Here is a 23,083-nt window from a genome sequence, read left to right on the forward strand (position 1 = left end):
TTCCGGGGCGGCGTCCCGCTTCTCAGCGCTCCCGCAGGATGAGCCGGTCGCCGCGGACTTCGAAGGAGGCCAGCCGATCGAGGAAGGTCATGCCGAGCAGGTTCTCGCGCAAGGCTCCGGGGCGGCTGACGAGGGCGGGCACGCGCCGCTCCACGATCGAGCCGACCTGCAGGCTATCGAGGAAGGCGGGGGCCGCCACGGTGAGGCCGTTGGCGGTGGAGACGCGCACGCTGAACTCGGATTCCGCCGGGCGGAGCCCGAGTTCGGCCGCGTTCTCGGCGGTGAGGACCACGGAACTCGCGCCGGTGTCGAACTGGAAGCCCTGCGGCCGGCCGTTCACCTGGGCCCGGACGTGAAAATTGCCGTCCGCGCGCCGGGTGATCGTCACCGCTCCGTCCGCGCCCGTGACGGCGCTGCCGGGCCGCACGGCGCCGAGCATCCGGTCGCCGAGGGTCCGGGCCTCGTCGCGATAGGCGTAGCCCGCCACCAGGGCCGCGCCGAGGGCGCCCCAGACCAGGAGCGCGGTGACGTTCGCACTCATCCGGCTGCGGAACTGGTGCCAGAACCCCGCCACGATCACGGTGAGCAGACCTGTGGTCATGGCCATCTGCGCGAACTGGTCGGGCTCGAGACCCGCGATGCGCTGGTTGTCTCCCGACAGCAGGAGAAGAGCGAGGGCGCCTCCGAGAATCAGCAGCCCGATCAGCCACATGGCGCCGCTCCCGCCGGGATCCGCGCCGGATAGGCGGCGCGCAGGCGGCCCTCCAGCGTGGCCATCACGGCGCGGCGCTGGGGCTCCGACATCGAACCCCACAGGGCGATCTCGTCGCGGGTGCGGCCGCAGCCCTCGCACAGGCCGGTGGCCGCATCGAGGAGGCAGAGCTTCGTGCAGGGGCTGGACGGCTTGGGGCGGATCTGGCTCATCGCCCCGATCCATGACAGGGCGGCGGCCCCCGGATCAAGCCCGGTCGGCGTCGCGGAACCGCATCAGGCCGGGATCGCCGCGACGAGCCCGAGCAGGGCGGCGATCTCGGCGCCCTGCTGCGCGGCGCCCACCACGTCCCCGGTCTGGCCCCCGATGGCGCGGCGGGCGAGCGCCGTGAGGGCGAGCGCCGCCGACGCGCTCAGGACCAGCATCAGACAAGCGCCCAGCGGCGGGAGCCCCAGGGGCAGGCCGAGGATGGTCAGGACGACGCTCATGGCGCCGGCGGTGATCAGCGTCGACCGGCTCGGGCGTCCGACGCTGGCGCCGGCCCCGTCCGCACGGGCGGGCGGCAGCAGCGCCAGCGGCGCGAGCGCGACACCCCGCGACAGGGCGGCGGCGAGCAGCAGGGCGAGGGCCGCCACGGCCCCCGAGCGGTCGAGGAGCGTCGCCAGGGCGCCGATGCGCAGGGCCAGCGACAGCATCAGGGCGACCCCGCCATAGGCCCCGATCCGGCTGTCCCGCATGATCTCCAGGCGCCGGGCCGGCGTCGCGCCGCCGCCGAACCCGTCGGCCACGTCCGCCAACCCGTCCTCGTGCAGGGCTCCGGTGATCAGCACGCCCACCGTCACCGCCAGGGTCGCGGCGAGGAAAGGCCCGAGGCCGAGGCCCCAGGCGCCGAGCAGCATTCCGGCGCCGGGCAGGCCGAGGATCAAGCCCGCCAGCGGCAGCATCCGGGGCAGGGTGCGGAAATCCGGTACGCCGTGGGGGTCGCCCTCGCCGGGGAGACGCGGCACCGGCAGGCGCGAGTAGAAGCGCAGGCAGCCGGCCAGATCGTAGGCGAGGGCAGCGCCCGGAAAGGCGGGGTCGACCGTCTCATGCATCGCGAACCGGCCCGCCTTCACCACCCGTGCCCGGCCCGTTATAGCTCCCGCGACGGGCGGCCCGCCATCCTGGCGCCGGGGCCGGCCACCGGATTTGCTCCATGACCGACGTTGACCAGACCGCCGCCACGCCGTTCGACGATATCCGTCGCCTCGTCGCGTCCCTGCCGGGGCCGGACCGGGACGCGGTGGCGATGGTGGCCGAGCGCGACGCGACCCTGACGAAGCCGGCCGGGTCCCTCGGCCGCCTGGAGCACCTCGTGTCCTGGCTCGCCGCCTGGCAGGGCAAGGGCCAGCCGACCCTCGACCGCCCGCTGGTCTGCGTCTTCGCCGGCAGCCACGGCGTCACGGCGCGCGGCGTCTCCGCCTTTCCGGATGCGGTGAACCGCCAGATGCTCGACAACTTCGCGGCCGGCGGCGGGGCGATCAACCAGATCTGCGCCGCCTACGGCCTCGGCTTCAAGGTGTTCGACCTCGCCATCGACATGCCCACCGGCGACATCACGGTGGGACCGGCCTTCGACGAGAAGGCCTGCGTGGCCACCATGGCGTTCGGCATGGAGGCGGTGGCCGCCGGCACCGACTGCCTGGCGCTGGGCGAGATGGGCATCGGCAACACCACCGTCGCGGCGGCGATCTACGCGGCGCTCTACGGGGGCGAGGCCGCCCACTGGGTCGGGCGCGGCACCGGGGTCGACGCCGCAGGGCTCGCCCGCAAGGTCGCGGCGGTGGAGGCCGCGCTCGCCCACCATGCCGGGCATCTCGACGATCCCCTGGAGGTGCTCGCGCGCCTCGGCGGCCGCGAGATCGCCGCCATGGCTGGCGCGATCCTGGCGGCCCGTCTCCAGCGGGTGCCCGTGGTGCTCGACGGCTACGTGGCGACGGCGGCCGCCGCCATCCTGCACCGCCTCGATGCCGGTCTCCTCGACCATTGCCTGGCCGGACACGTCTCGGCGGAGGGCGCGCATGCGGACGTGCTGGAGCGCCTCGGCCTCGTGCCGCTGCTCGCCCTCGGCATGCGCCTCGGCGAGGCTTCGGGCGCCGCCCTGGCGCTCGGCCTCCTCAAGGGCGCGCTCGCCTGCCACCGCGACATGGCGACCTTCGCGCAGGCCGGGGTCTCGGAGCGCAGCGCGGGCTGACGCCCGCCGGGCATGTCTCGGACCGGTGGCCGACGGCTCTGTAACAGGGATCTGCGACAGGTCGGTCTAGGCGGCGCGGGCGCGGCGTTCCTGGGACGGCGCGGCCTCGCCCGGCACCTCGATGGCGGGCAGCGTGTCCATCACCCGGCTCGCGGGGAGGATCACCACGACCTCGGTGCCCTCGCGCGGCCGCGACTTCAGCTGGAAGTTGCCGCCGTGCAGGTCCACGAGGCCCTTCACGATGGGCAGGCCGAGGCCCGAGCCCTGCTCGGCCGTCTTGATCGCCAGCGACCCGCGCCCGAAGGACGACATCACGGTGCCGATCTCGTCCTCGGGAATGCCGGGCCCGCTGTCCTTCACGCTGACATACTGGCCGCCCGACGAGGTCCAGCCGACCTTGATGGTGATCTCGCCCCCCGGCGGCGTGAACTTCACGGCGTTGGAGAGCAGGTTCAGGACGATCTGGCGCAGCGCCCGCTCGTCCGCCCAGAGGCGGGGCAGGGTGGCGTCGATGAACTCGTGGATCGTCTGGTTCTTGCCCCGGGCCCGCAGGCCCATCATGTGCCGGCAATCCTCCACGACGTGGCCGAGCTGCATGGCCTCCTCGTTGAGTTCGTAGCGCCCGGCTTCGATCCGCGACAGGTCGAGGATCTCGTTGATGAGATTCAGCAGGTGCATGCCGCTGTCGTGGATATCGGCGGCGTATTCCTTGTACGAGGCCGCCACGTGGGCGCCGAACACCTCGTTCTTCATCACCTCCGAGAAGCCCAGGATCGCGTTGAGCGGCGTGCGCAACTCGTGGCTCATGGTGGCGAGGAAACGCGATTTCGCGAGGTTGGCTTCCTCCGCGCGCCGGCGCGCCTCGTCGGAGTTGGCCTTGGCCTGCTCGAGCTCGCCGAAGATCGCGTCCTTCTCGGCCTGGGATTGCAGGGCCTCGACGGTGGCGGCGTAGACGCGGCGGGCGAGCCCCATGAAGAAGACCTGCGCGCCCACCACCATCGTCACCAGCATCATCGTGTTCACGTCCTGCGACACGGCCAGGAGCGAGAGGGCCGCGACGCAGAGGGGAACGAGGGCGGCCACCGCCGCCGCCGGCAGGGTGGCGGCCAGCATGGTGGCCACGGCCGCCACGATGACGAGGCCGAACAGCACGAAGGTGAGCGCTCCCGAGGCGCCGACCAGCACCATCATCGCCCAGGCGGTGCTCTGGAGGAATTCGGCCGCCATGAAGATCCGGCGCCAGCGCCAGACCGAGACCTGCGCGGGGTCCTGCGCCAGGAAGCGCCGGGTCAGCAGCGTCGACAGCGTCACCGTGGCGAGCAGGCAGACGCCCCAGGCCATCGCGATCACGGGGAGAGTCCACACGGACGCGATGCCCGCGACCGCGAGGCCGAGCAGCCCCAGGGGGATCACCGCCCCCGCGCGGTGCTGCGCGTAGGCGCGGATGAGTTCGTAGTCGAAGGCGCGTTCGAGGCCGCTCGTCGAGGTGAGCTTCTCGCGGGCCGAGCGCATGTCGCGCGCGACCTCACGACGGCGGGCCGCCTCCTGAACGGAGGGGCCGCGGCCACGCTGTATCATCTCCGCAGTCAGGTCGGTCATCACCGTCTTGAGGATTCGGGGAGGCGTCGCGATCCCGATCAGGGGACCGCCGACAGGCCGGGATACGACCATCCCGAGAGTGCGGGCGATGTGTTAAGAACCGCCTGCCTGGATGCGTGGCATTGTCCGTGTTTCCTCAGGTTTTCGTCCGACGCGCACTCCCCCGCGCGTCATTCGCGGAGTTCCGGTTTCGCGGGCTGGCATTCGGTTCCGGGGGCACGGGTGCGCTGGCGCACACGGATCGGGCCGCGCTAGGATTAGCTCTGTTCCAAACTGCGCGCCTGGAGGCCGGGATGCTGAAACTCACCGTCAACGGAGTCGCCCACGAGGTCGACGCCGACCCGGAGATGCCGCTCCTCTGGGCCCTGCGCGACCACCTCAACCAGACCGGCACGAAATACGGCTGCGGCATCGCCCAGTGCGGCGCCTGTACGGTCCATCTCGACGGACAGCCGGTCCGCGCCTGCCAGACCCGGATCGGCGACGTCGGCGAGGCGAAGATCACCACCATCGAGGGCGTCTCCGGCAAGGTCGCGGAGGCGGTGCGCACCGCCTGGCGCGGCCTCGACGTGGTCCAGTGCGGCTACTGCCAATCCGGCCAGATCATGTCGGCGATCGGGCTCCTGTCCGAGAACCGCAAGCCGACCGACGCGGACATCGACGGCGCCATGGACGGCAATGTCTGCCGCTGCGGCACCTACCAGCGCATTCGCGCGGCGATCCACGAGGCGGCGCGAACCCTCGCCTGAACCCCGCCGAAGCCGTCCTCCATCTCCCGAACCTTGCGTCTGAACTGGAGCCACCCATGCTGAAGGTCCGTCAGGCCGCCCCGCCCGTGCCGTCCCGCCGCGCCTTCCTCGGCGGCGCCACCGTGGCCGCCGGGGCCCTCGTCATCGGCTTCACCCTCGATCCGGCGAAGTTCGCCCAGGCCGCGCCCGGCCCCGATCTCTCGGGCCTGCCGCCGATGCCGAACGCCTTCGTGCGGATCGCCGCCGACGACACCGTGACGGTGGTGATCAAGCACCTCGACATGGGCCAGGGCAACACGACGGGGCTGGCCACGATCCTGGCCGACGAACTCGACGCGGACTGGGCCACGATCCGAACCACCTTCGCGCCGGCCGACGCCACGCTCTACAACAACTTCGCCTTCGGCCCGGTCCAGGGCACCGGCGGCTCCACCGCCATCGCCAATTCCTGGGTTCAGCTGCGCAAGGCGGGTGCTGCCGCCCGCGCCATGCTGGTGGCCGCCGCCGCCGAGCGCTGGAAGGTCCCGGCCTCCGAGATCACGGTCGCGTCCGGCACGGTGCGCCACGCGGCCTCGAACCGGCAGGCCCGGTTCGGTGAACTCGCCGAGGCCGCCGCCGCGCAAGCCGTGCCGAAGGAGCCGCGCCTCAAGGAGGCGAGCGAGTTCACCCTGATCGGCAAGAAGCTTCCCCGCCTCGATTCCGTGGCCAAGACCGACGGCACCGCGACCTACTCCCTCGACGTCCGCCGCCCCGGGCAGCTGACGGCGGTGGTCGCCCATTCGCCGCGCTTCGGCGGCACCGTGAAAAGCGTCGACGACAAGGCCGCCCGCGCGGTGGCCGGCGTGGTCGATGTGGTCACGATCCCCACCGGTGTGGCGGTGCTGGCGAAGGACACCTGGTCGGCCATGAAGGGCCGCGACGCGCTCAAGGTCACCTGGGACGATAGCGCGGCCGAGACCCGCTCGTCCGACGCGATCCTGGCCGATTTCCGCAAGCGCCTCGACAGCCCCGGCCTCGTCGCCTCGAAGAAGGGCGATGCCGCCGGCGCCATCGCCGGTTCGGCCAAGGTCCTGGAGGCCGAGTTCACCTTCCCCTACCTCGCCCACGCGGCGATGGAGCCCCTGAACGCCACCATCGAGAAGGCTGCGGACGGAACCTACGACGTCTTCGCCGGCTGCCAGCTCCAGACGATCGAGCAGGCGGTGGTGGCCGCCAATCTCGGCGTGACCACCGACAAGGTGCGCCTCCACACGCAGTGGGCCGGCGGTTCGTTCGGCCGCCGCGCGACACCGAGCGCCGACTACTTCGCCGAGACCGCCTCGATCGTGCGGGCGACCGGCGGCAAGGCCCCGGTCCACCTCGTCTGGACCCGCGAGGACGACATGGCCGGCGGCTTCTACCGGCCGATGGTGGTCCACCGCCTGCGCGCCGGCCTCGATGCCGAGGGCGGGATCACCGGCTGGGAGCACCGGACCATCGGCAAGTCGATCATGATCGGCACCGCCTTCGAGACCATGATCGTCAAGGACGGCGTCGACGCCACCACCGTGGAGGGCGCGTCCGATACGCCCTATGCGCTGCCCGCCTACCGCTTCGAGGTTCACAACGCCCGCGAGGGCGTGCCGGTCCTGTGGTGGCGCTCGGTGGGCCACACCCACACCGCCCAGGCGATGGAAGTGTTCATCGACGAACTCGCCCATGCGGCCGGCGCTGATCCCGTCGCCTACCGCCTCGGGCTGCTCGGCGGCGCCCCGCGCCTCTCCGCGACCCTCAAGCTCGCCGCCGAGAAGGCCGGCTGGGACCCGAAGAAGGCCACCGACAAGAATCGCGACAAGAACCGGGGCCTCGGCGTCGCGGCGCACGAATCCTTCGGCTCCTACGTGGCCATGGTGGCGGACGTGACGGCCGAGGACGCCAAGGTGAAGGTGAACCGCATCGTGGCGGCGGTGGATGTCGGCGTCGCGGTCAACCCGGACGTGATCCGCGCCCAGGTCGAGGGCGCGGTCGGCTTCGCCCTGTCCTCTGTCCTGCGCAACAAGATCACGCTCAAGGACGGCGTGGTGCAGGAGCGGAACTTCGATTCCTACGAGCCGACCCGCATGAGCGAGATGCCGGTGGTCGAGGTCCACATCGTGCCCTCCACCGCCGCGCCCACCGGCATCGGCGAGCCCGGCGTGCCCGTGATCGCCCCGGCGATTTCGAACGCGATCTTCGCCGCCACCGGCCAGCGCCTGCGCTCGCTGCCCCTCGACCTCAGCGGCCTGAAGGGCGCCTGAGCGGAAGCGACGACGCGGCCCCTCGTCCACGGGCGCGGGCCGCCTATCTCGGAGGGCATCATGCTCTCCGAGATCGACACGACCGAGACCGCCTTCGATGCCACCGTGGCGCGCCTGCGCGCCTGCCGGATCTGCCGGGACGCGCCGCTCTACGGTCCGCCCCTGCCGCAGGAACCGCGCCCCATCGTCCAGGGGCTCGCCTCGGCCCGGCTCTGCGTGGCGAGCCAGGCGCCCGGCAACCGGGCCGACAAGAGCGGCGTCCCGTTCATGGACCCCTCGGGCACGCGGCTTCGGGACTGGCTCGGCCTCGACGAGGCGGCGTTCTACGATGCGAGTCGCCTCGCCATCGTGCCGATGGGGGCCTGCTTTCCCGGCTACGACGCCAAGGGCGGCGACAAGCCCCCGCGCCGTGAATGCGCCGAGCGCTGGCGGGCGGAACTCTTCGCCGGGCTTCCCAACCTCGAGCTCATCCTGGTGATCGGCCAATACGCTCAAGGATGGCATCTCGGGCGCCAGAAGGCCGGGCTCACCGACACGGTGCGCCGCTGGCGCGAGATCCTGGCGAGCCCAGGCACGCCGCGGGTGCTGCCGCTGCCCCATCCCTCCTGGCGCAACAGCGGCTGGCTCAAGGCCAATCCCTGGTACGAGGCCGAATTGCTGCCCGTCCTCAAGACGGAGGTGGCGCACGCGATGGCGCCCCGTTGACAGGAGCGGCCATGCGCGGGATCGCTCGCCCGCGAAACCGGAGAGAGCCATGATCGCCTTGCAGGACCCGCGCGACCGCCTGATCGTCGCCCTCGACGTGGGAACCGTGGCGGAGGCGGAGGTCCTCGTCGACCGGATCGGCGACGCCGCGACCTTCTACAAGATCGGCTACCGGCTCGCCTATGCGGGCGGGCTCGCCCTGGTGCCGCGCCTCGCCGCGTCCGGTCGCAAGGTCTTCCTCGACCTCAAGCTGCACGACATCGGCAACACCGTGGAGGAGGGGGTGCGCGCGCTGACCGACCTCGGCGCCACCTTCCTCACGGTCCACGCCTATCCGCAAACCATGCGGGCGGCGATCCGCGGCCGGGGCGCGAACGGCCCGAAGATCCTCGCCGTGACGGTCCTGACTTCCTACGACGACGCGGATGCCGCCGAGGCGGGCTATGCCCTGCCGGTGGCCGAACTCGTGGCCCGGCGCGCCGGCCAGGCGGCCGAGGCCGGCATCGACGGAATTGTGTGCAGTGCCGCCGAGGCCGAGACGGTGCGCGCCCGAATCGGGACGGACCGAGCCATCGTCACCCCGGGTATCCGCCCCGCCGGTGCCGAGGCCGGCGACCAGAAGCGCGTGATGACGCCCGGCGCGGCGCGGCGGATCGGGATCGACCACGTCGTGGTCGGCCGCCCCATCACCCAGGCGGCCGATCCCCGCGCGGTGGCGCAGGGCATCGTCGCGGAGATGCTCTGAGAACTCAAGGCGTCAGGCCCTGCGGCGCAGGCTTCCGAGCAGGAAGGCGATCATCGCGGCAAGCGGCGGAGCGCCCGCGTCCGGGTAGTGGCTGACCAGGGCGGGATGGCAGTAGCGGATGATGGCGGTGTGGATGCACGCCGCCGCGATCGCAGGATCGGCGACATCGAACTCGCCGGCCTCCGCCCCATCCTGAACGAGGCCGCGCAGGACCGAGCCGATCGCGTCGACATGGGCGTGGCAGACGTCCCAGCTCTCGGTGATGGCCGCCTCGACCATCTCGTGCAGGCGGGGATTGGCTTCGCAACGCTCGACGCAGGCCTGATGCATGACCGTGATCACGTCGGCGATGCGCTCGGCCGCGTTCCGGCCCGGCGCGCCCGCGGCGAGAGCCACGCGGCGCTCGGTGTCGTCCATCAGGCGCTTGATCACGGCCTCGTGGATCGCCTTCTTCGATTCGAAGAAGCGGTACACGTTGGCCGGGCTCATCCGCAGGGTCTTGGCGATGTCGGCGACGGTCGTCTTCTGGTAGCCGACGACGCGGAACGCCTCCTCGGCCGTCGCCAGGATGCGGCAGCGGGTGGTGGGCGCGGATTCTCCAGGGATGTCGCGGACAATGGCCGCCGTGCGGGTCATGACGGTAAACTAGGCTGTCGCCGCAGCGGCGTCAAAACCGCGCTCGGAGAGCGGTTTTGACGGGCTGATCGGAAGGTTCAGGAGCCGAACTGCGAGCCCAGTTGCTCCAAGTATTCGGCGAGATCGACCCCGCCGACGCGTTTGCCGTAGTCGAAGCGCATGCCCTGGCGGATGTCGACGCTGCTGCTCTTGGTCGTCAGCGTGAACGGTCTGACGCAGATCCAGGCACCGTCGCGGCGATGTTCGAAGAAGTTCAAGATCTCATGCTTGGCCATGGCGCGCTCCTGGCTGTCTTGCCATACAACGAGGCAGGACCGGAACGGTTCACCAATGGCCGCGCTTTCGGGACATCAAGTCCAAGCGTGACCGTAAGGCCGGCTTAGTGTTGCGATGCAGGGCCGTGTTGTTGCGCCGCACGAATCTGGATTGGATTTGGTTCCCGGTGCCCGCTGAAGTCGCACCCGCCGGGGCGTATTTCCGGCGGGCGCTGGCGGTGCGTCAGGCGGCGCTTTTCAGCGCACCCGTGGCGTCGTGGAAGTCGGGGCCGTTGATCGTCCGGGTGACGTAGCCGTCGCGGATCAGGTAGTCGCCGAAACGCTCGCCGGCCTGCTTGTTGCGGGCATAGGCCGCGAAGAGCGGGTCGAGATGGGTCTTGATCTCCGCGGCGGTGACGTCCTCGGCGTAGAGCTTGCCGAGCCGCGAGCCGTCGAAGGCCGCGCCGAGATAGAGGTGGTAGCGCTCGGGGCCGCGGCCGACGAGGCCGATCTCGGCGATGAAGGGCCGGGCGCAGCCGTTGGGGCAGCCGGTCATCCGGATGGTGATTTCGTCGTCCTGCAGGCCGTGGGAGGCGAGGCTCGCCTCCAACTCGTCCATCAGGCTCGGGAGGTAGCGCTCGCTCTCGGCGAGCGCCAGGCCGCAGGTCGGCAGGGCGACGCAGGCCATGGAGTTGCGGCGCAGCGCGCTCGCCCCCTTCATCATGCCGTGCTGGTCCACCAGCGCCTCGATCTCGGCGCGCTTCTCGGCCGGCACGTTGGCGATGATGACGTTCTGGTTGCCGGTCAGGCGAAAATCGCCCTGGTGGATCTCGGCGATCCGGCGCAGGCCCGTGAGCAGTTGCGGGCCGCCGTCCGGATAGTCCTTGATGCGGCCGGAGGCGACGTAGAGCGTCAGGTGGTGGCGGCCGTCGTCACCCTCGGTCCAGCCGTAGCGGTCACCGTTGCCCGTGAAGGTGAAGGGCTTCGGATCGGCCAGCGGCTTGCCGACGCGCTTCTCGACCTCGGCCCGGAAGGCGGCCAGGCCATAGCGCTCGATGGTGTACTTCAGGCGGGCGTTCTTGCGGACCTTGCGGTTGCCCCAGTCGCGCTGCACCGTCATCACGGCCTCGGCCGCCTTCAGGGCGTCCTCGGGCTTCACGAAGCACATCACGTCGGCGGTGCGCGGGAAGGTATCGGTCTCGCCATGGGTCATGCCCATGCCGCCGCCGACCGTGACGTTCCAGCCCGTCACCTTGCCTCGTCTGTCCAGGATCGCGATGAAGCCGAGGTCGTGGGCGAAGATATCGACCTCGTTGGAGGGCGGCACCGCGACCACGGTCTTGAACTTCCGGGGCAGGTAGGTCTTTCCGTAGACGGGCTCGACCTCGGCCACGTCCTCGCCGCCGACCACGCGCTCGCCGTCGAGCCAGATCTCGCGCCAGGCGCTGGTCTTGGGCAGGAGCGAATCCGAGATGTCCTTGGCGAGTTCATAGGCGGCCTTGTGGGCGCCGGTCTGGGCCGGATTCGTGGCCGCCATCACGTTGCGGTTGACGTCGCCGCAGGCCGCGATGGTGTCGAGCAGCGTCGCGTCGATGGCCGCCATCGTGCGCTTGAGGTTCGACTTGATCACGCCGTGATACTGGAAGGTCTGGCGCGTGGTCGCGCGGAGAGCCCCGCCCGCATAGGTCGTGGCGATCTCGTCGAGCGCCAGCCACTGCTTCGGGGTGACGACGCCGCCGGCGATGCGCAGGCGGATCATGAAGCTGTAGGCTTTCTCGAGCTTCTTCTTGGTGCGCTCGGCCCGGATGTCGCGGTCGTCCTGCAGGTACATCCCGTGGAATTTCACGAGCTGCCCGTCATCCTCCGAGATCGCCCCGGTGGCGTGCTTCAGGAGGCCGTCGGCGAGCGTACCGCGCAGGTAGCCGCTGGCGATCTTGATGTGTTCGTTGGCGGCCAGTCCTGCCGCGCGCGCCGCTTCCGCGTCCGAGATCGGGCGGTCGGTGGGCGGGGTCTCGTAGGTGCGGGTGGTGGTCTTGTCGGCCATGGCGGGCATCCGGTTCGGGAGCTCTCCTCCCCCCTGTGGGGAGGAGTTGGAGGTGGGGGTGGTGCAGAAGGCACCGCGAGCGCTCGATCCTGCACCACCCCCACCCTCGGTCCCTCCCCACAAGGGGGAGGGAGGGGTCTCAGTAGACGTCTTGCTGGTAGCGGTGCGCCCGCTCCAGGGCGGCCACCGCCGCCTCGGCATCCGCCGGGCTGAGGGCCTTCACGTCCTGGTAGGCCTTGACCACGGCGCCCCGCACGTCCTTGGCCATCCGGGTGGCGTCGCCGCAGACGTAGAAGCTGGCGCCGCCGTCGAGCCAGGCCACCAGCTCCTTGGCGTGCTGGGCGATGCGGTCCTGCACGTAGATCTTCTCGGGCTGGTCGCGCGAGAAGGCCACGTCGATCTGGGTGAGCGATCCGTCCTCCAGGGCCTCCTGCCATTCGAGCTGGTACAGGAAGTCGTGCGTGAAGTGCCGGTCGCCGAAGAACAGCCAGGCGCGGCCGGGCGCCTCGACGGCGCGGCGCTCCTGCACGAAGGCGCGGAACGGGGCAACGCCGGTGCCGGGGCCGACCATGATGATGTCGGTGGCCGGGTCCTGCGGCAGGCGGAAGTGCCGGTTGGGCTTCAGCTTCACCCGCAGCTTGGCGCCGTTCTTGATGCGGTCGGCGACATGGGTGGAGGCGACGCCGGAACGGGCCCGGCCGTGGGTCTCGTAGCGCACCGCCGCGATCACGAGATGGACCTCGTCGCCCACTTCCTTGCGCGAGGAGGCGATGGAATAGGCGCGGGGCGGCAGCGGCCTTGTGATGGTGTTAAGGTGCTCGGCGGTGATCGTGGCCGGGAAGCTCTGGATGAGGTCGATGAGGTGGCGGCCCTCGATCCAGGCCTTGGCCTCGCCGCTGTCGACGAGCGCCCGAGCCTCCGCATGGCCCGTCGCCTTGACGAAGCGCTCCACGGTGGTGGCCGACAGCGTGGTGATGTCGCGCTCGGCCAGCAGGGCCTGGCGCAGGGCGGCGTCGCCGGAAAGGCCGGTGGCGGCGAGGATTTCGTCGACCAGGGCCGGGTCGTTCTCCGGATAGATCTCCAGGGAATCGCCGGGCTCGTAGGCCGGGGCGCCGTCCTCGAATTCGAGGGCGATGTGGATCGTCTCCTTGTCCGAGCGCGACGAGTTCAGGTTTACGTGGTCGATGACCTCGACGACGCGAGGCTCGCGGCTCGGCTCGACGTCGTCATCCTCGTCGCCTGCGGCGCGGGCGGCGAAGTCCACCGCCACGACGTTGTCGGCGCTCGGCGGGGGGCTGAGGGCCTTCAGGGTGTCCTTGATCCAGGCGGCGGCCGGCGTCTCGAAGTCGAGGTCGAGATCGGCGCGTTCGTGGGCGCGGGTGCCGCCCAGCGCCTCGAAGCGGGCGTCCAGCGCCTTCCCGATGGCACAGAACTCCGCGTAGGAGGTGTCGCCCAGCGAGAGCACGCCGAACGAGACGCCGTCGAGGCGTGGGGCGCCGTCGCCCATCAACTCGTTATAGGCGCGCGTCGCACGGGCCGGCGGCTCGCCCTCGCCCCAGGTCGCCGCGATGGCGACGATGCGCTTCTCCTTGGCGAGACTGGCGATCTCGAGGTCGGCGAAGTCGACGACCTTCGGCTTGAAGCCGTTCTTGCGGGCGAGCTTGGCCATGTCGTTGGCGAGCGTCTCGGAATTTCCGGATTCGCTCGCGAACAGGATGGTCAGTGGCTCGGCGGCCTTCGGCGGAGCCGCCGGAGCGGCGGCGGCCTGCGGCGTGCCGCTGGCGTCGAGGCCGGCGAGGAAGCCAGCGAGCCAGGCGCGCTGGATCGGGGAGGCGGCGCCGAGGACGGCGTCGAGGCTGGCGCGTTCGGTGTCGCCGAAGGGAGCCGTGCGGGGAATGATCGCGTGTCGTGCCATGTGGGAAGCCATGTCGTCCTGAGAGGCCGGCTGTCAACGGGATGTCCGTTTTACAGAACGACGTCACGGTAGAAGGAGCTGCCTGCGTGTGCAGTGCAAAAGAAAATTTTATTCTCCGGCCACCACCGCCAGCGTCGGCGTGAAGCGGCCGTTGGCGGGCGGGGCCGGGAGGGGCAGGGCCGTGGTGGACTTGACCTTCTCCATCGCGAATCGGGAGGTCACGTTCTTGAGGGGCAGAGTCGCGATGAGGTGCTTATAGAACGTATCGTAGGCGCGCATATCGGCGACGACGACGCGGAGCATGTAATCCACGTCGCCGGCCATGCGGTAGAACTCGAGCACCTCCGGCATCGCCGAGACGGTCTGGGCGAAGCGTTCCAGCCATTCGCGGGAGTGATCCGCCGTCTCGATGGAGACGAATACGGTGAGGCCGAGGCCGAGCTTCACCGGATCGAGCACGGCGACGCGCCGGTCGATGACGCCGTCCGCCTCCAGGCGCTGGATGCGCTTCCAGCACGGGGTCTGCGACAGCCCGACCTTCTCGCCGATGGTGGCGATGGACAGGGTGGCGTCGTGCTGCAGCAGCGCCAGGATCTTCAGGTCGATCGAATCCAAGCTGGCCTCGCGGGTTCGTGAGACGGATGGGCGGGCGGCTCGCCCCATCGCGGCGGCCCAATGAGAAGGAAATTTCTCCACTGGGCAACAGGATGGGGTCGCGCGTCGCCGCGGCAAGGCCGCCGACGCGCCCGGGGGTTGCCCCGTGCGGTTGGCCGCCATACCTTGACAGCGTTCGTTATAGCGAACATTTCATGAGCCAGACAAGTCACCAAGTCACATCGCCACGCCCGCCCGGCAAAACCGTCACCGCAAGAAGTCGCTCATGACCTCTCCCCTGGAAAACGCGGCTCTGGACCTCGCCTCCGCGATGGCCGGCCTGGACCTGAAGGGCCGGATCGCGCTGATCGAGGCGACGGTGCCGGGCCGGCTGGTCTTCACCACCAGCCTCGGCATCGAGGATCAGGCGCTGACCCACGCGGTCGCGATGCACAAGGGCCGGACCGAGATCGTCACCCTCGATACCGGCCGGCTCTACCCCGAGACCTACGACACCTGGAGCGAGACCGAATCGGCCTACGGCATCCGCATCCGCGCCTACGCGCCCGAGCGTGAGGCCGAGGAGCGGTTCGTGGCCGAATCCGGCATCAACGGATTCCGCCATTCCGTCGCCGCCCGGCAGGCCTGCTGCGGCTTCCGCAAGGTCGAGCCGCTCGGCCGTGCCCTCGACGGGGCCGCCGGCTGGCTCACGGGCCTGCGGGCCGGGCAGTCGGCCAACCGCGCCGACACGCCGCTGGCGGAGGCCGACGCGGCGCGCGGCCTGATCAAGATCAACCCGCTGGCCGACTGGTCCCGCGCCGACGTGGAGCGCTTCGTCTCCGACAATTACGTGCCCTACAACGTGCTGCACGATCGCGGCTTTCCCTCGATCGGCTGCGCGCCCTGCACCCGGGCGATTCGCGTCGGCGAGGACGAGCGCGCCGGCCGCTGGTGGTGGGAGCAGGCCTCCAAGAAGGAATGCGGCCTGCACGTCCATGCCGCCGAAGAGGGCGTCGCGCCCGGCCAGGAAGCGGCCGCCTTCGAAACAACCCCACCCTCGAACGCCCTGGAGATGGCCCGATGAGCGGCGCCCCCCTCACCACCCAAGCGGCTCCCACCCAAGCGGCGAGCCGGTCCGCGCGGCTCACCCACCTCCAGCGCCTGGAAGCCGAGAGCATCCACATCATGCGGGAGACGGTCGCCGAGACCGAGAACCCGGTGATGCTCTATTCCATCGGCAAGGATTCGTCGGTGCTGCTGCACCTGGCGCTGAAGGCGTTCGCCCCCGGGCGGCTGCCGTTCCCCCTGATGCACATCGACACCACCTGGAAGTTCAAGGAGATGATCGCCTTCCGCGACCAGCGCGCGAAGGAGCTCGGCCTCGACCTCATCGTCCACACCAACCAGGACGGTCTCGCCCGCGGCATCGGCCCCGTGAGCCACGGCTCCGAGGTCCACACCGACGTGATGAAGACCCAGGCCCTGCGCCAGGCCCTCGACAAGCACCGGTTCGACGCGGCCTTCGGCGGCGCCCGGCGCGACGAGGAGGCGAGCCGCGCCAAGGAGCGTATCGTCTCCCTGCGCACGGCCCAGCATCGCTGGGACCCGAAGCGCCAGCGCGCCGAGCCCTGGCACCTCTACAACATGCGCAAGAAGCGCGGCGAATCGCTGCGCGTGTTCCCGCTCTCGAACTGGACCGAGCTCGACGTCTGGCTCTACATCGAGCAGGAGCGGATCCCGATCGTGCCGCTCTACTTCGCCAAGCCCCGTCCGGTGGTGGAGCGCGAGGGCCAGCTCATCATGGTCGACGACGACCGCTTGCCCCTGAACCCGGGCGAGACCCCGAAGGACGTGTCGGTCCGCTTCCGCACCCTCGGCGACTATCCGCTGACCGGGGCCGTGGAGAGCGGGGCCGCGACCCTGCCGGAGATCATCGGCGAGACCCTGGCCGCCCGGACCTCGGAGCGTCAGGGCCGGGTCATCGACAAGGACGGCGCGGGCGCCATGGAGCGCAAGAAGCAGGAGGGCTATTTCTAAGATGACGATCCATCAGTCACCCGAAGCCTTCGGCTACGACGCCTTCCTGTCGGCCCACCAGAACAAGGAAGTGCTCCGCTTCATCACCTGCGGCTCCGTCGACGACGGCAAGTCGACGCTGATCGGCCGGCTCCTGCACGACACCAAGCAGATCTTCGACGATCAGGTGACGGCCCTGCAGCGCGATTCGCGCAAGCACGGCACGCAAGGGGCCGAGATCGACCTGGCGCTCCTCGTGGACGGCCTCCAGGCCGAGCGCGAGCAGGGCATCACCATCGACGTCGCCTACCGCTTCTTCTCCACGGACAAGCGCTCCTTCATCGTCGCCGACACCCCCGGCCACGAGCAGTACACCCGCAACATGGCCACCGGCGCCTCCACGGCGGACGTGGCGGTGATCCTGGTGGATGCCCGCCAGGGGCTCACCCGGCAGACCCGGCGCCACGCGCTCCTGGTCTCGCTGCTGGGCATCCGGCGCGTGGCGCTCGCGGTGAACAAGATGGACCTCGTCGGCTGGTCGCAGACCCGGTTCGAGGAGCTCCTGGCCGCGTTCAATGCCTTCGCGGCGCCCCTCGGCTTCACCGAGATCCGGGCGATCCCGCTCTCGGCCAAGAACGGCGACAACGTCGTGCTGCCGGGCACCGCCGCGCCCTGGTACACCGGCACGCCGCTGCTCCAGTACCTCGAGGCGGTGCCGGTCCGCGTCGAGGAGCAGGCCGCCCCGTTCCGCATGGCGGTGCAGTGGGTCAACCGGCCGAACTCGGACTTCCGGGGCTTTGCCGGCCTCATCGCCAGCGGGCGCGTCGCCCCCGGCGACGCCGTGATCGTGGAGCCCTCGGGCCGCACCTCGACCATCGCCCGCATCGTCACCGCCGACGGCGATCTGCCCCACGCGGTGGAGGGCCAGTCCGTCACCCTGGTGCTGGCCGACGAGATCGACGCCTCGCGCGGTTCGGTCATCGTCACGGCCGACGCGCCGATGCGGGTGACCGACAGCCTCGAGGCCCGCCTGTTCTGGGCGGCCGAGACCGAGCTCCTGCCCGGCGCCACCCTGCTCGCCAAGATCGGGACCGTGACGGTGAACGCCGTCGTCACGACGATCCGGACCCGGATCGATCCCGAGACCGGCAACCCCGAGCCGGCCGCGCGCCTCACCGCCAACGACATCGCCGACGTCACCCTGACCCTCGACCGGGCGGTGGCGGTCGACGCCTACGCGGCCAACCGCGACACCGGCGGCTTCATCCTGATCGACCGCGAGACCACCGACACGGCGGCTCTCGGCCTGATCCAGGCCGATGCGGCGGCGGCTCCGGTCAAGGACATGCCGGCTGAGATTCGTGAAAAGCGCTCCGGCGGCGGCTTCCTGTCGAAGCTGCGCTGGGTCTTCGGCGGGATCTGACCGCACCCGGATGTCGGGCCGTCCGGCCCGGCATCCGCCCGTTCCGAGCGCGAACGCCGGTCCGCCTGTCGCGGGCCGGCGTTCCTGCGTTCCGGCCTCAGGCGCCGAGCCCGAGTTCGGCGCCGAACCGCTCGGCGCAGTAGGCGTTGAGGTCGAAGCCGTCGTCGGGCACCTGGAACATGAAGCGCTCGGCGATCTGCGTGACGAGGATGTCCGGCATCGTGCGCTCCACGTAGCGCCAGTCGATCGAGGTCGACCAGACGAAGTGCACCTCGCGGAACGTCTCCGCGAGCATGATGGTCAGCATCGACGGCGCGAAATGCGCGTAGGAATCGCCGAACAGGACGAGGCGGCGCGGATCGGCGGCGGGGGACGCGTTCCGGTAGATCACGTGCGCGCCGACATGCAGGGTGTTGATGGCGCCGTCCGCCTCCCGCTTCTCGACGATGGGGCTCGCGTAGTGCCGCACGGCGTCGCGCTGGAGGTCGTAGAAGCGGGCGGGCTCCGATTGGGGCGGTTCGAGCTGGCCGCCGAGGTCGCCCTGGAACTGCTGCACCACGAAGGGCCGTTCCGGCAGGTCCTCCTGCGGCACGGCCCCGAGGGACTGGCAGAGGGCGCGGTAGGCTACCATGCGCCCGGCGAAGGACCAGTGGCTGTCGGTCCGGAAGTAGAGATCCTCGTCCCGGCAGCGCTGGCGGAAGGCGGTGACGAGGTCGAGGCAGGACCGGCGCACGAGGGGATGCCAGATCAGGCTCTGGCGCAGGCGCAGGGCCGGGGACAGGCGCTGGTCGATCTCGAGACCCTGCAGGAGGTGGTCGTAGACCGTCAGCTTCTCGGGCACGATCAGGTGCTGGTAGGTGGTGCCGAGGCTCTCGCAGCGCCGGCTCCGGGCGATGAGCAGCCCTTTCCAGTCCGCCAGCCGCTGCTTCATGAGGGGCGTATCGCTGAACTGGCCGATCACGTTGTTGCTGCCCGCCGTGAGAAACAGCCAGCCGTCGCGTCCCTCGTGAATGAAGGCCGCCAGCGCATCGGGCATCCGTGATCCTTTCCGGCCTGATCTCGCCTCTCGGGGCAGCGCTTAACGCGCGGCCGGTTCACCGGCAACCGAGGCGCGGATCACGGTGTGCGATCCGGCTCCGCCCGTCGGCGGGCAATCGCCGCCCGGGGGCCGGAGCGCACGGGTTCCCGAGGCCCCGAACGGGTCTGGATCTTGCTCCGATGGGTCGGCATCACTACGGTCCGCGCGCCGCCGGGCCGGGCGTCCGACGCCCCTTCGCCCCGCGCGGCGCGAACACGAGATCAGCAGGAGCACCCCGCCATGGGCTTTTTGGCCGACGCCTTGTCCCGCGTGAAGCCGTCCGCGACGATCGCGATGACGCAGAAGGCGCGCGAGCTGAAAGCGCAGGGCATGGACGTGATCAGCCTCTCCGTGGGCGAGCCTGATTTCGACACGCCCCAGCACATCAAGGATGCCGCCATCGAGGCGATCCGCCGGGGCGAGACCAAGTATCCGCCGGTCTCCGGCATCGTCCCCCTGCGCGAGGCCATCGCGAAGAAGTTCAAGCGCGAGAACGGGCTCGACTACAAGCCCTCGCAGACCATCGTGGGAACCGGCGGCAAGCAGGTCATCTACAACGCCCTGCTGGCCACCCTGAACCCCGGCGACGAGGTGGTGATCCCGCGTCCCTACTGGGTGTCCTACCCCGAGATGGTGGTGCTGTGCGGCGGCACCCCGGTCTTCGCCGAGACCGACATGGCCCACGACTTCAAGCTCCAGCCCGAGGAACTGGAGCGGGTGATCACGCCCAAGACCAAGTGGATCATCCTGAATTCGCCCTCCAACCCGTCGGGGGCCGCCTACGCGCATGCCGAACTCAAGAAGATCACCGACGTCCTGATGCGCCACCCGCACGTCTGGGTGCTCACCGACGACATGTACGAGCACCTGACCTACGGCGACTTCGACTTCGTGACGCCGGCCCAGATCGAGCCCGGCCTCTACGAACGCACGCTGACCATGAACGGCGTCTCCAAGGCCTACGCCATGACGGGCTGGCGCATCGGCTACGCCGCCGGCCCCGAGCACCTGATCAAGGCGATGGACTTCGTCCAGGGTCAGCAGACCTCGGGCGCCACCACGATCTCGCAATGGGCCGCCGTGGCCGCCTTGGAGGGCACGCAGGAACACCTCGCGCAGTTCCGCGACGCCTTCCAGGTCCGCCGCGACCTCGTGGTCTCGATGCTCAACCAGACCAAGGGCCTGAAGTGCCCGACGCCGGAGGGGGCGTTCTACGTCTATCCCTCCTGCGCCGAGACGATCGGGCGCCGGACCCCTTCGGGTAAGGTCATCGAGACCGACGCGGATTTCGTGAGCGAACTGCTCCAGGCCGAGGGTGTCGCGGCCGTGCACGGCTCGGCCTTCGGCCTCGGGCCGAACCTGCGCATCTCCTACGCGACCTCGAACGCCGCCCTCGAGGAGGCCTGCACGCGGATCCAGCGCTTCTGCGGCTCGCTGAGCTGATCCGAGGACCGGTCCGGACGGAGGGGTCGGACGGCGCCGCACGCCTGCGCGCCCTCAACGAGGCGTGCGGATCGTCGCAGCCGGGATGAACCGCGCGATGTCGGTTGCCGGCTTCGCGCGCGCCCCCTACATCGGGCGTCCCTGCCGCCGAGGCGTCCGATGGTTTCGCGAACCCTCTCGGGCTTGGCATGGTAGCGGGGCTTGTCGTGACGGGGCGGCGCGGACCAGTTCTCTGCGCGGTTCCTGTGAGGCCTAGTGGGCCGGGTTGCGACAGGCGTGTCACGGGCGCGGGGAACAGGAACCGCCGCCGTGGCGCATGGCCCACCTCGATCCCCACTTCCGTGGACTCCTCGCCGATTCCGGGTCGCCAGTCGGGCTCGTCCCGAAATCGTGCCGAAGCGGAACAGGCCGCCCCCGTGGACGGGCGCCGATCGTTAAGGATCCTCGGCAACAGTGGGGGATGACCGGGGAACCGGTCGCGTCCCGCCGCGTAGCTTCGAGCCCGACTATCATGAGACGCCTCCTGACGGGTGGCATCAAGGCGATCCTCGCCATCGCCGCGCTTGCCACCGCCACCCACTGGGTCCTGCGCCTTCAGCGCGAGCCCACGCCCTCGGCCCGCGTCCTGGCCGAACTCGCCGATCCGGTGACCACCGGCTCCATCACTCCGCGCAAGGGTGAGGCCGCCGAGTCCGCCGTCGAGCATCCGGACGTGACGAAGGGCCTCGACCAGCGCGGCCTCTCCGCCCTGTTCGAGGGCGCGAAGCTCCAGAAGGCCGCCGCCAAACGCTGATCGCCTTCGGCCGTTCGCCGCGTCGCACGACGCCGCAGCGCCGATGATTCCGTGTTGCGCGATCCGGTCCCGGGTGGAGCCGGACAGCGCCCGCGCACGGTGCGACGATCAGGCCGAAACCGGAACCGGGTCCGCCTCGGGGGGTTGGTGAACATCACCCACAACCCGACAGGAGGCTCCGCATGGCCACACTCGGCATGGCCAATCCAGGCCTACCCATTCCCGAGCCGCTGCCCGGCGGCATCCCCGGCGACCTGCCGACGCCGCCGATCCCGGAGGAGCAGCCGGATATCGGCCCGACCGGACCGCGCACCCCCTATCCGGTCAACGATCCGGGCATCGACGAGCCGACCGGGCCTGGCTCCGAGCCCGACTATCTCCCCGGCGGGCCGACGGACCCCGGCGTACGCATGTAGCGTCTCGCGATCCGGGCTCAGTGATCGCCGTGCGACGCCCGCACGTCGCGCGGTGCGCTGAGAATCTCCGAGAGGCTCGTCACCACGTGGCGGGCCTCTTCGTCCGTCAGGCGCAATTGGAATGGCGGCAGGGCGCCCGCCTGCAGGGCGACCACGGCCTGCCCCTGTTCGTCGGTGCCGACCTCGATGGCGGAGGAGGTCACATCGAGCATCGCGATGTCCTCGTCGCTCAGATCGTCGGGCAGATCGGCGTCGTCCGGCTCGTCGATGGCGGTGAGGAGCTGGCTGACGGCGCGCACGAGGGCGCGCGCCGCGCGGGCATCCATGACCACCGCCGTCGCCTGATCGTCCTTCTGGAACGAGAGCTGAATGTTCGCGCCTTCGAGGGAAACCGAGATGCCTGCCATGAATCGCCTAAATGCCTGGTCACGAACTCTTATATGCGGTCGGCGCCGCGAAGAACACAGGGTCCGGCGGGCCCCGCCCGAGGGTCCGCGACGGTTCGGTCGGGTTGAATGCCTTGTTGCGGCCGCATGATCGGACTACATGTAGGGACAGCGGGCATCGGTGAGCTGAGCGTTTGCACCAAGAAGCGTCTCACGTCCTGCTGATTCCGTCAGGTCTACCGAAGAGGATCCGCCGCTTGCATCGCGTAGATGCGGGCTGTTGATCGACGAACGATACGAGGATCTATTTCGTGAATACCGGCACTGTTAAGTGGTTCAACGAGACCAAGGGCTACGGCTTCATTCAGCCTGACGACGGCGGCAAGGATGTGTTCGTTCACATCTCCGCAGTCGAGCGCGCTGGCATGCGCAACCTCATCGAGGGTCAGAAGATCTCCTACGAGATTCAGACCGACAAGCGCAGCGGCAAGGACTCGGCTGGTAACCTCCAGGCGGCCTGACGCTTCCGGCGCCAGCCTTCGGGCTGGCGTCCTTCGAGGCGGCCTCGCACGGGGCCGCAAGGGAGCCTCCTCCGAGGCTCGAGAGCCGCCGGCGATCCGAACCCTTCCGGGGAGAAGGGAACGCGAGACCCGGCATTCCCCCAACACCAACGATTTGAGCCCCCTGGGGCCTGCACATCCAAGTTTCTGAAAGTACACAAGAAAAATATGTTGTTTGAATACACTCGGCGCCGCGGCGCCCGTTCGCCCGTCACGGACGCGGCGACATTCAAGGTCGGTCGTCTCAAGCAGACCCTGTCGCACGATGCCCAGGTTCAGAATGCAAAGAGCGACAACATCGACCTCAGCCACCTGATCGACACCTCCTACAACTATCATTCGCCGCGCGAACTGCGCTGGCATCTGGCCGAGCGTTTCGGCATGGCCCCCGAGGCCGTCGCCCTGCGCGAGCACGCCTGAGAACCCCGCCGAGCCGCCGTACGCGGATGCTCGGCACACGGCGTTCCTCGTCGGCTCGACAGGCCCCCGGCCCAGGCGTGCCGGAT

At 70.0% G+C, this 23,083-nt stretch carries 24 protein-coding genes; 13 read left to right on the forward strand and 11 right to left on the reverse strand.

Annotated features, from left to right (window positions below; translation table 11 throughout):
• Nucleotides 1-22: 22 nt before the first annotated feature.
• The 3 genes from K2X24_RS11075 to cobS form a co-directional block, all read right to left on the reverse strand.
• Nucleotides 23-712, reverse strand: coding sequence for a TIGR02281 family clan AA aspartic protease (locus K2X24_RS11075; protein ID WP_292497874.1), 690 nt, complete (start codon nt 710-712; stop codon nt 23-25).
• A complete protein-coding gene (locus K2X24_RS11080; protein ID WP_292497875.1) occupies nt 703-924 on the reverse strand; it encodes a DUF1289 domain-containing protein in 222 nt (73 codons plus the stop codon). Before K2X24_RS11080 ends, K2X24_RS11075 begins: the two co-directional genes overlap by 10 nt.
• A 63-nt stretch (nt 925-987) precedes the next feature.
• Nucleotides 988-1,806, reverse strand: coding sequence for an adenosylcobinamide-GDP ribazoletransferase (gene cobS / locus K2X24_RS11085; RefSeq protein ID WP_292497877.1), 819 nt, complete (start codon nt 1,804-1,806; stop codon nt 988-990).
• A gap of 101 nt (nt 1,807-1,907) precedes the next feature.
• On the opposite strand from cobS, the gene cobT reads away from it, so the two are divergent.
• Nucleotides 1,908-2,945 carry a nicotinate-nucleotide--dimethylbenzimidazole phosphoribosyltransferase gene (gene cobT, locus K2X24_RS11090; protein ID WP_292497879.1) on the forward strand — a complete coding sequence of 346 codons (1,038 nt, stop codon included), beginning with the start codon at nt 1,908-1,910 and terminating at the stop codon, nt 2,943-2,945.
• A 66-nt stretch (nt 2,946-3,011) separates the two neighbouring features.
• On the opposite strand, the gene K2X24_RS11095 is transcribed toward cobT, so the two are convergent.
• Complete coding sequence (locus K2X24_RS11095) at nt 3,012-4,544, reverse strand: ATP-binding protein (RefSeq protein ID WP_292497881.1); 1,533 nt, start codon at nt 4,542-4,544, stop codon at nt 3,012-3,014.
• 293 nt (nt 4,545-4,837) lie between these two features.
• On the opposite strand from K2X24_RS11095, the gene K2X24_RS11100 reads away from it, so the two are divergent.
• Genes K2X24_RS11100 through pyrF form a run of 4 tightly spaced genes read left to right on the forward strand, consistent with a single transcriptional unit; the run spans nt 4,838 to nt 9,019 of the window.
• Entirely contained in the window at nt 4,838-5,293 is a 456-nt protein-coding gene (locus K2X24_RS11100; RefSeq protein WP_238279181.1) for a (2Fe-2S)-binding protein, read from the forward strand.
• A 56-nt stretch (nt 5,294-5,349) separates the two neighbouring features.
• Nucleotides 5,350-7,569, forward strand: a complete 2,220-nt coding sequence (locus tag K2X24_RS11105; protein ID WP_292497884.1) for a xanthine dehydrogenase family protein molybdopterin-binding subunit — start codon at nt 5,350-5,352, stop codon at nt 7,567-7,569.
• A 60-nt stretch (nt 7,570-7,629) separates the two neighbouring features.
• Entirely contained in the window at nt 7,630-8,274 is a 645-nt protein-coding gene (locus K2X24_RS11110) for a uracil-DNA glycosylase family protein (protein ID WP_292497886.1), read from the forward strand.
• A gap of 49 nt (nt 8,275-8,323) precedes the next feature.
• Nucleotides 8,324-9,019 carry an orotidine-5'-phosphate decarboxylase gene (gene pyrF / locus K2X24_RS11115; RefSeq protein ID WP_292497887.1) on the forward strand — a complete coding sequence of 232 codons (696 nt, stop codon included), beginning with the start codon at nt 8,324-8,326 and terminating at the stop codon, nt 9,017-9,019.
• A gap of 12 nt (nt 9,020-9,031) precedes the next feature.
• Here the strand turns inward: pyrF and K2X24_RS11120 are convergent, their stop codons facing one another.
• The 5 genes from K2X24_RS11120 to K2X24_RS11140 all read right to left on the reverse strand — a co-directional run bounded on the left by K2X24_RS11120 (nt 9,032) and on the right by K2X24_RS11140 (nt 14,483).
• Nucleotides 9,032-9,655 (reverse strand): TetR/AcrR family transcriptional regulator, encoded by a 624-nt coding sequence (locus K2X24_RS11120; protein WP_292497889.1) that lies wholly within the window; start codon nt 9,653-9,655, stop codon nt 9,032-9,034.
• Between the two features lie 77 nt (nt 9,656-9,732).
• On the reverse strand, nt 9,733-9,930 hold the full coding sequence (locus K2X24_RS11125; RefSeq protein WP_238279186.1) for a hypothetical protein: 198 nt from the start codon (nt 9,928-9,930) through the stop codon (nt 9,733-9,735).
• 223 nt (nt 9,931-10,153) lie between these two features.
• Complete coding sequence (locus K2X24_RS11130) at nt 10,154-11,953, reverse strand: NADPH-dependent assimilatory sulfite reductase hemoprotein subunit (RefSeq protein WP_292497892.1); 1,800 nt, start codon at nt 11,951-11,953, stop codon at nt 10,154-10,156.
• Nucleotides 11,954-12,092: 139 nt separating this feature from the next.
• Entirely contained in the window at nt 12,093-13,868 is a 1,776-nt protein-coding gene (locus tag K2X24_RS11135; RefSeq protein WP_292497896.1) for a flavodoxin domain-containing protein, read from the reverse strand.
• Nucleotides 13,869-13,976: 108 nt separating this feature from the next.
• Entirely contained in the window at nt 13,977-14,483 is a 507-nt protein-coding gene (locus K2X24_RS11140) for an Lrp/AsnC family transcriptional regulator (RefSeq protein ID WP_292497899.1), read from the reverse strand.
• Nucleotides 14,484-14,748: 265 nt separating this feature from the next.
• On the opposite strand from K2X24_RS11140, the gene K2X24_RS11145 reads away from it, so the two are divergent.
• Genes K2X24_RS11145 through cysN form a run of 3 tightly spaced genes read left to right on the forward strand, consistent with a single transcriptional unit; the run spans nt 14,749 to nt 17,901 of the window.
• Nucleotides 14,749-15,546 (forward strand): phosphoadenylyl-sulfate reductase, encoded by a 798-nt coding sequence (locus K2X24_RS11145; protein WP_292497901.1) that lies wholly within the window; start codon nt 14,749-14,751, stop codon nt 15,544-15,546.
• On the forward strand, nt 15,543-16,499 hold the full coding sequence (gene cysD / locus K2X24_RS11150) for a sulfate adenylyltransferase subunit CysD (protein WP_292497903.1): 957 nt from the start codon (nt 15,543-15,545) through the stop codon (nt 16,497-16,499). Before K2X24_RS11145 ends, cysD begins: the two co-directional genes overlap by 4 nt.
• Before the next feature lies 1 nt (nt 16,500).
• A complete protein-coding gene (gene cysN / locus K2X24_RS11155) occupies nt 16,501-17,901 on the forward strand; it encodes a sulfate adenylyltransferase subunit CysN (protein WP_292497904.1) in 1,401 nt (466 codons plus the stop codon).
• 97 nt (nt 17,902-17,998) lie between these two features.
• Here cysN and K2X24_RS11160 read toward each other — a convergent pair whose 3' ends face one another.
• Entirely contained in the window at nt 17,999-18,937 is a 939-nt protein-coding gene (locus K2X24_RS11160; protein ID WP_292497906.1) for a hypothetical protein, read from the reverse strand.
• 282 nt (nt 18,938-19,219) lie between these two features.
• On the opposite strand from K2X24_RS11160, the gene K2X24_RS11165 reads away from it, so the two are divergent.
• The 3 genes from K2X24_RS11165 to K2X24_RS11175 all read left to right on the forward strand — a co-directional run bounded on the left by K2X24_RS11165 (nt 19,220) and on the right by K2X24_RS11175 (nt 21,631).
• On the forward strand, nt 19,220-20,422 hold the full coding sequence (locus K2X24_RS11165; protein ID WP_292497909.1) for a pyridoxal phosphate-dependent aminotransferase: 1,203 nt from the start codon (nt 19,220-19,222) through the stop codon (nt 20,420-20,422).
• A gap of 511 nt (nt 20,423-20,933) precedes the next feature.
• Nucleotides 20,934-21,215: a hypothetical protein gene (locus K2X24_RS11170; protein WP_292497912.1), complete on the forward strand. Its 282-nt coding sequence runs from the start codon at nt 20,934-20,936 to the stop codon at nt 21,213-21,215.
• 197 nt (nt 21,216-21,412) lie between these two features.
• Entirely contained in the window at nt 21,413-21,631 is a 219-nt protein-coding gene (locus tag K2X24_RS11175) for a hypothetical protein (protein ID WP_238279215.1), read from the forward strand.
• A gap of 17 nt (nt 21,632-21,648) precedes the next feature.
• Here the strand turns inward: K2X24_RS11175 and K2X24_RS11180 are convergent, their stop codons facing one another.
• Complete coding sequence (locus K2X24_RS11180) at nt 21,649-22,038, reverse strand: hypothetical protein (RefSeq protein WP_238279196.1); 390 nt, start codon at nt 22,036-22,038, stop codon at nt 21,649-21,651.
• A 290-nt stretch (nt 22,039-22,328) separates the two neighbouring features.
• Between K2X24_RS11180 and K2X24_RS11185 the strand changes: the two genes are divergently transcribed.
• Entirely contained in the window at nt 22,329-22,538 is a 210-nt protein-coding gene (locus tag K2X24_RS11185; RefSeq protein ID WP_055956856.1) for a cold-shock protein, read from the forward strand.
• A gap of 207 nt (nt 22,539-22,745) precedes the next feature.
• Nucleotides 22,746-22,997 (forward strand): AsnC family transcriptional regulator, encoded by a 252-nt coding sequence (locus K2X24_RS11190; protein WP_292497921.1) that lies wholly within the window; start codon nt 22,746-22,748, stop codon nt 22,995-22,997.
• Nucleotides 22,998-23,083 lie beyond the last annotated feature (86 nt).

It is taken from the genome of Methylobacterium sp., from assembly GCF_019750675.1.
GTDB lineage: Bacteria > Pseudomonadota > Alphaproteobacteria > Rhizobiales > Beijerinckiaceae > Methylobacterium.

What these genes read in the sequence shown, in the direction of transcription:
- K2X24_RS11075 (WP_292497874.1), bottom strand. Translation starts at nt 712, where the DNA reads ATGTGGCTGATCGGGCTGCTGATTCTCGGAGGCGCCCTCGCTCTTCTC.
- K2X24_RS11080 (WP_292497875.1), bottom strand. Translation starts at nt 924, where the DNA reads ATGAGCCAGATCCGCCCCAAGCCGTCCAGCCCCTGCACGAAGCTCTGC.
- cobS (WP_292497877.1), bottom strand. Translation starts at nt 1,806, where the DNA reads ATGCATGAGACGGTCGACCCCGCCTTTCCGGGCGCTGCCCTCGCCTAC.
- cobT (WP_292497879.1), top strand. Translation starts at nt 1,908, where the DNA reads ATGACCGACGTTGACCAGACCGCCGCCACGCCGTTCGACGATATCCGT.
- K2X24_RS11095 (WP_292497881.1), bottom strand. Translation starts at nt 4,544, where the DNA reads ATGACCGACCTGACTGCGGAGATGATACAGCGTGGCCGCGGCCCCTCC.
- K2X24_RS11100 (WP_238279181.1), top strand. Translation starts at nt 4,838, where the DNA reads ATGCTGAAACTCACCGTCAACGGAGTCGCCCACGAGGTCGACGCCGAC.
- K2X24_RS11105 (WP_292497884.1), top strand. Translation starts at nt 5,350, where the DNA reads ATGCTGAAGGTCCGTCAGGCCGCCCCGCCCGTGCCGTCCCGCCGCGCC.
- K2X24_RS11110 (WP_292497886.1), top strand. Translation starts at nt 7,630, where the DNA reads ATGCTCTCCGAGATCGACACGACCGAGACCGCCTTCGATGCCACCGTG.
- pyrF (WP_292497887.1), top strand. Translation starts at nt 8,324, where the DNA reads ATGATCGCCTTGCAGGACCCGCGCGACCGCCTGATCGTCGCCCTCGAC.
- K2X24_RS11120 (WP_292497889.1), bottom strand. Translation starts at nt 9,655, where the DNA reads ATGACCCGCACGGCGGCCATTGTCCGCGACATCCCTGGAGAATCCGCG.
- K2X24_RS11125 (WP_238279186.1), bottom strand. Translation starts at nt 9,930, where the DNA reads ATGGCCAAGCATGAGATCTTGAACTTCTTCGAACATCGCCGCGACGGT.
- K2X24_RS11130 (WP_292497892.1), bottom strand. Translation starts at nt 11,953, where the DNA reads ATGGCCGACAAGACCACCACCCGCACCTACGAGACCCCGCCCACCGAC.
- K2X24_RS11135 (WP_292497896.1), bottom strand. Translation starts at nt 13,868, where the DNA reads ATGGCACGACACGCGATCATTCCCCGCACGGCTCCCTTCGGCGACACC.
- K2X24_RS11145 (WP_292497901.1), top strand. Translation starts at nt 14,749, where the DNA reads ATGACCTCTCCCCTGGAAAACGCGGCTCTGGACCTCGCCTCCGCGATG.
- cysD (WP_292497903.1), top strand. Translation starts at nt 15,543, where the DNA reads ATGAGCGGCGCCCCCCTCACCACCCAAGCGGCTCCCACCCAAGCGGCG.
- cysN (WP_292497904.1), top strand. Translation starts at nt 16,501, where the DNA reads ATGACGATCCATCAGTCACCCGAAGCCTTCGGCTACGACGCCTTCCTG.
- K2X24_RS11160 (WP_292497906.1), bottom strand. Translation starts at nt 18,937, where the DNA reads ATGCCCGATGCGCTGGCGGCCTTCATTCACGAGGGACGCGACGGCTGG.
- K2X24_RS11165 (WP_292497909.1), top strand. Translation starts at nt 19,220, where the DNA reads ATGGGCTTTTTGGCCGACGCCTTGTCCCGCGTGAAGCCGTCCGCGACG.
- K2X24_RS11170 (WP_292497912.1), top strand. Translation starts at nt 20,934, where the DNA reads ATGAGACGCCTCCTGACGGGTGGCATCAAGGCGATCCTCGCCATCGCC.
- K2X24_RS11175 (WP_238279215.1), top strand. Translation starts at nt 21,413, where the DNA reads ATGGCCAATCCAGGCCTACCCATTCCCGAGCCGCTGCCCGGCGGCATC.
- K2X24_RS11180 (WP_238279196.1), bottom strand. Translation starts at nt 22,038, where the DNA reads ATGGCAGGCATCTCGGTTTCCCTCGAAGGCGCGAACATTCAGCTCTCG.
- K2X24_RS11190 (WP_292497921.1), top strand. Translation starts at nt 22,746, where the DNA reads ATGTTGTTTGAATACACTCGGCGCCGCGGCGCCCGTTCGCCCGTCACG.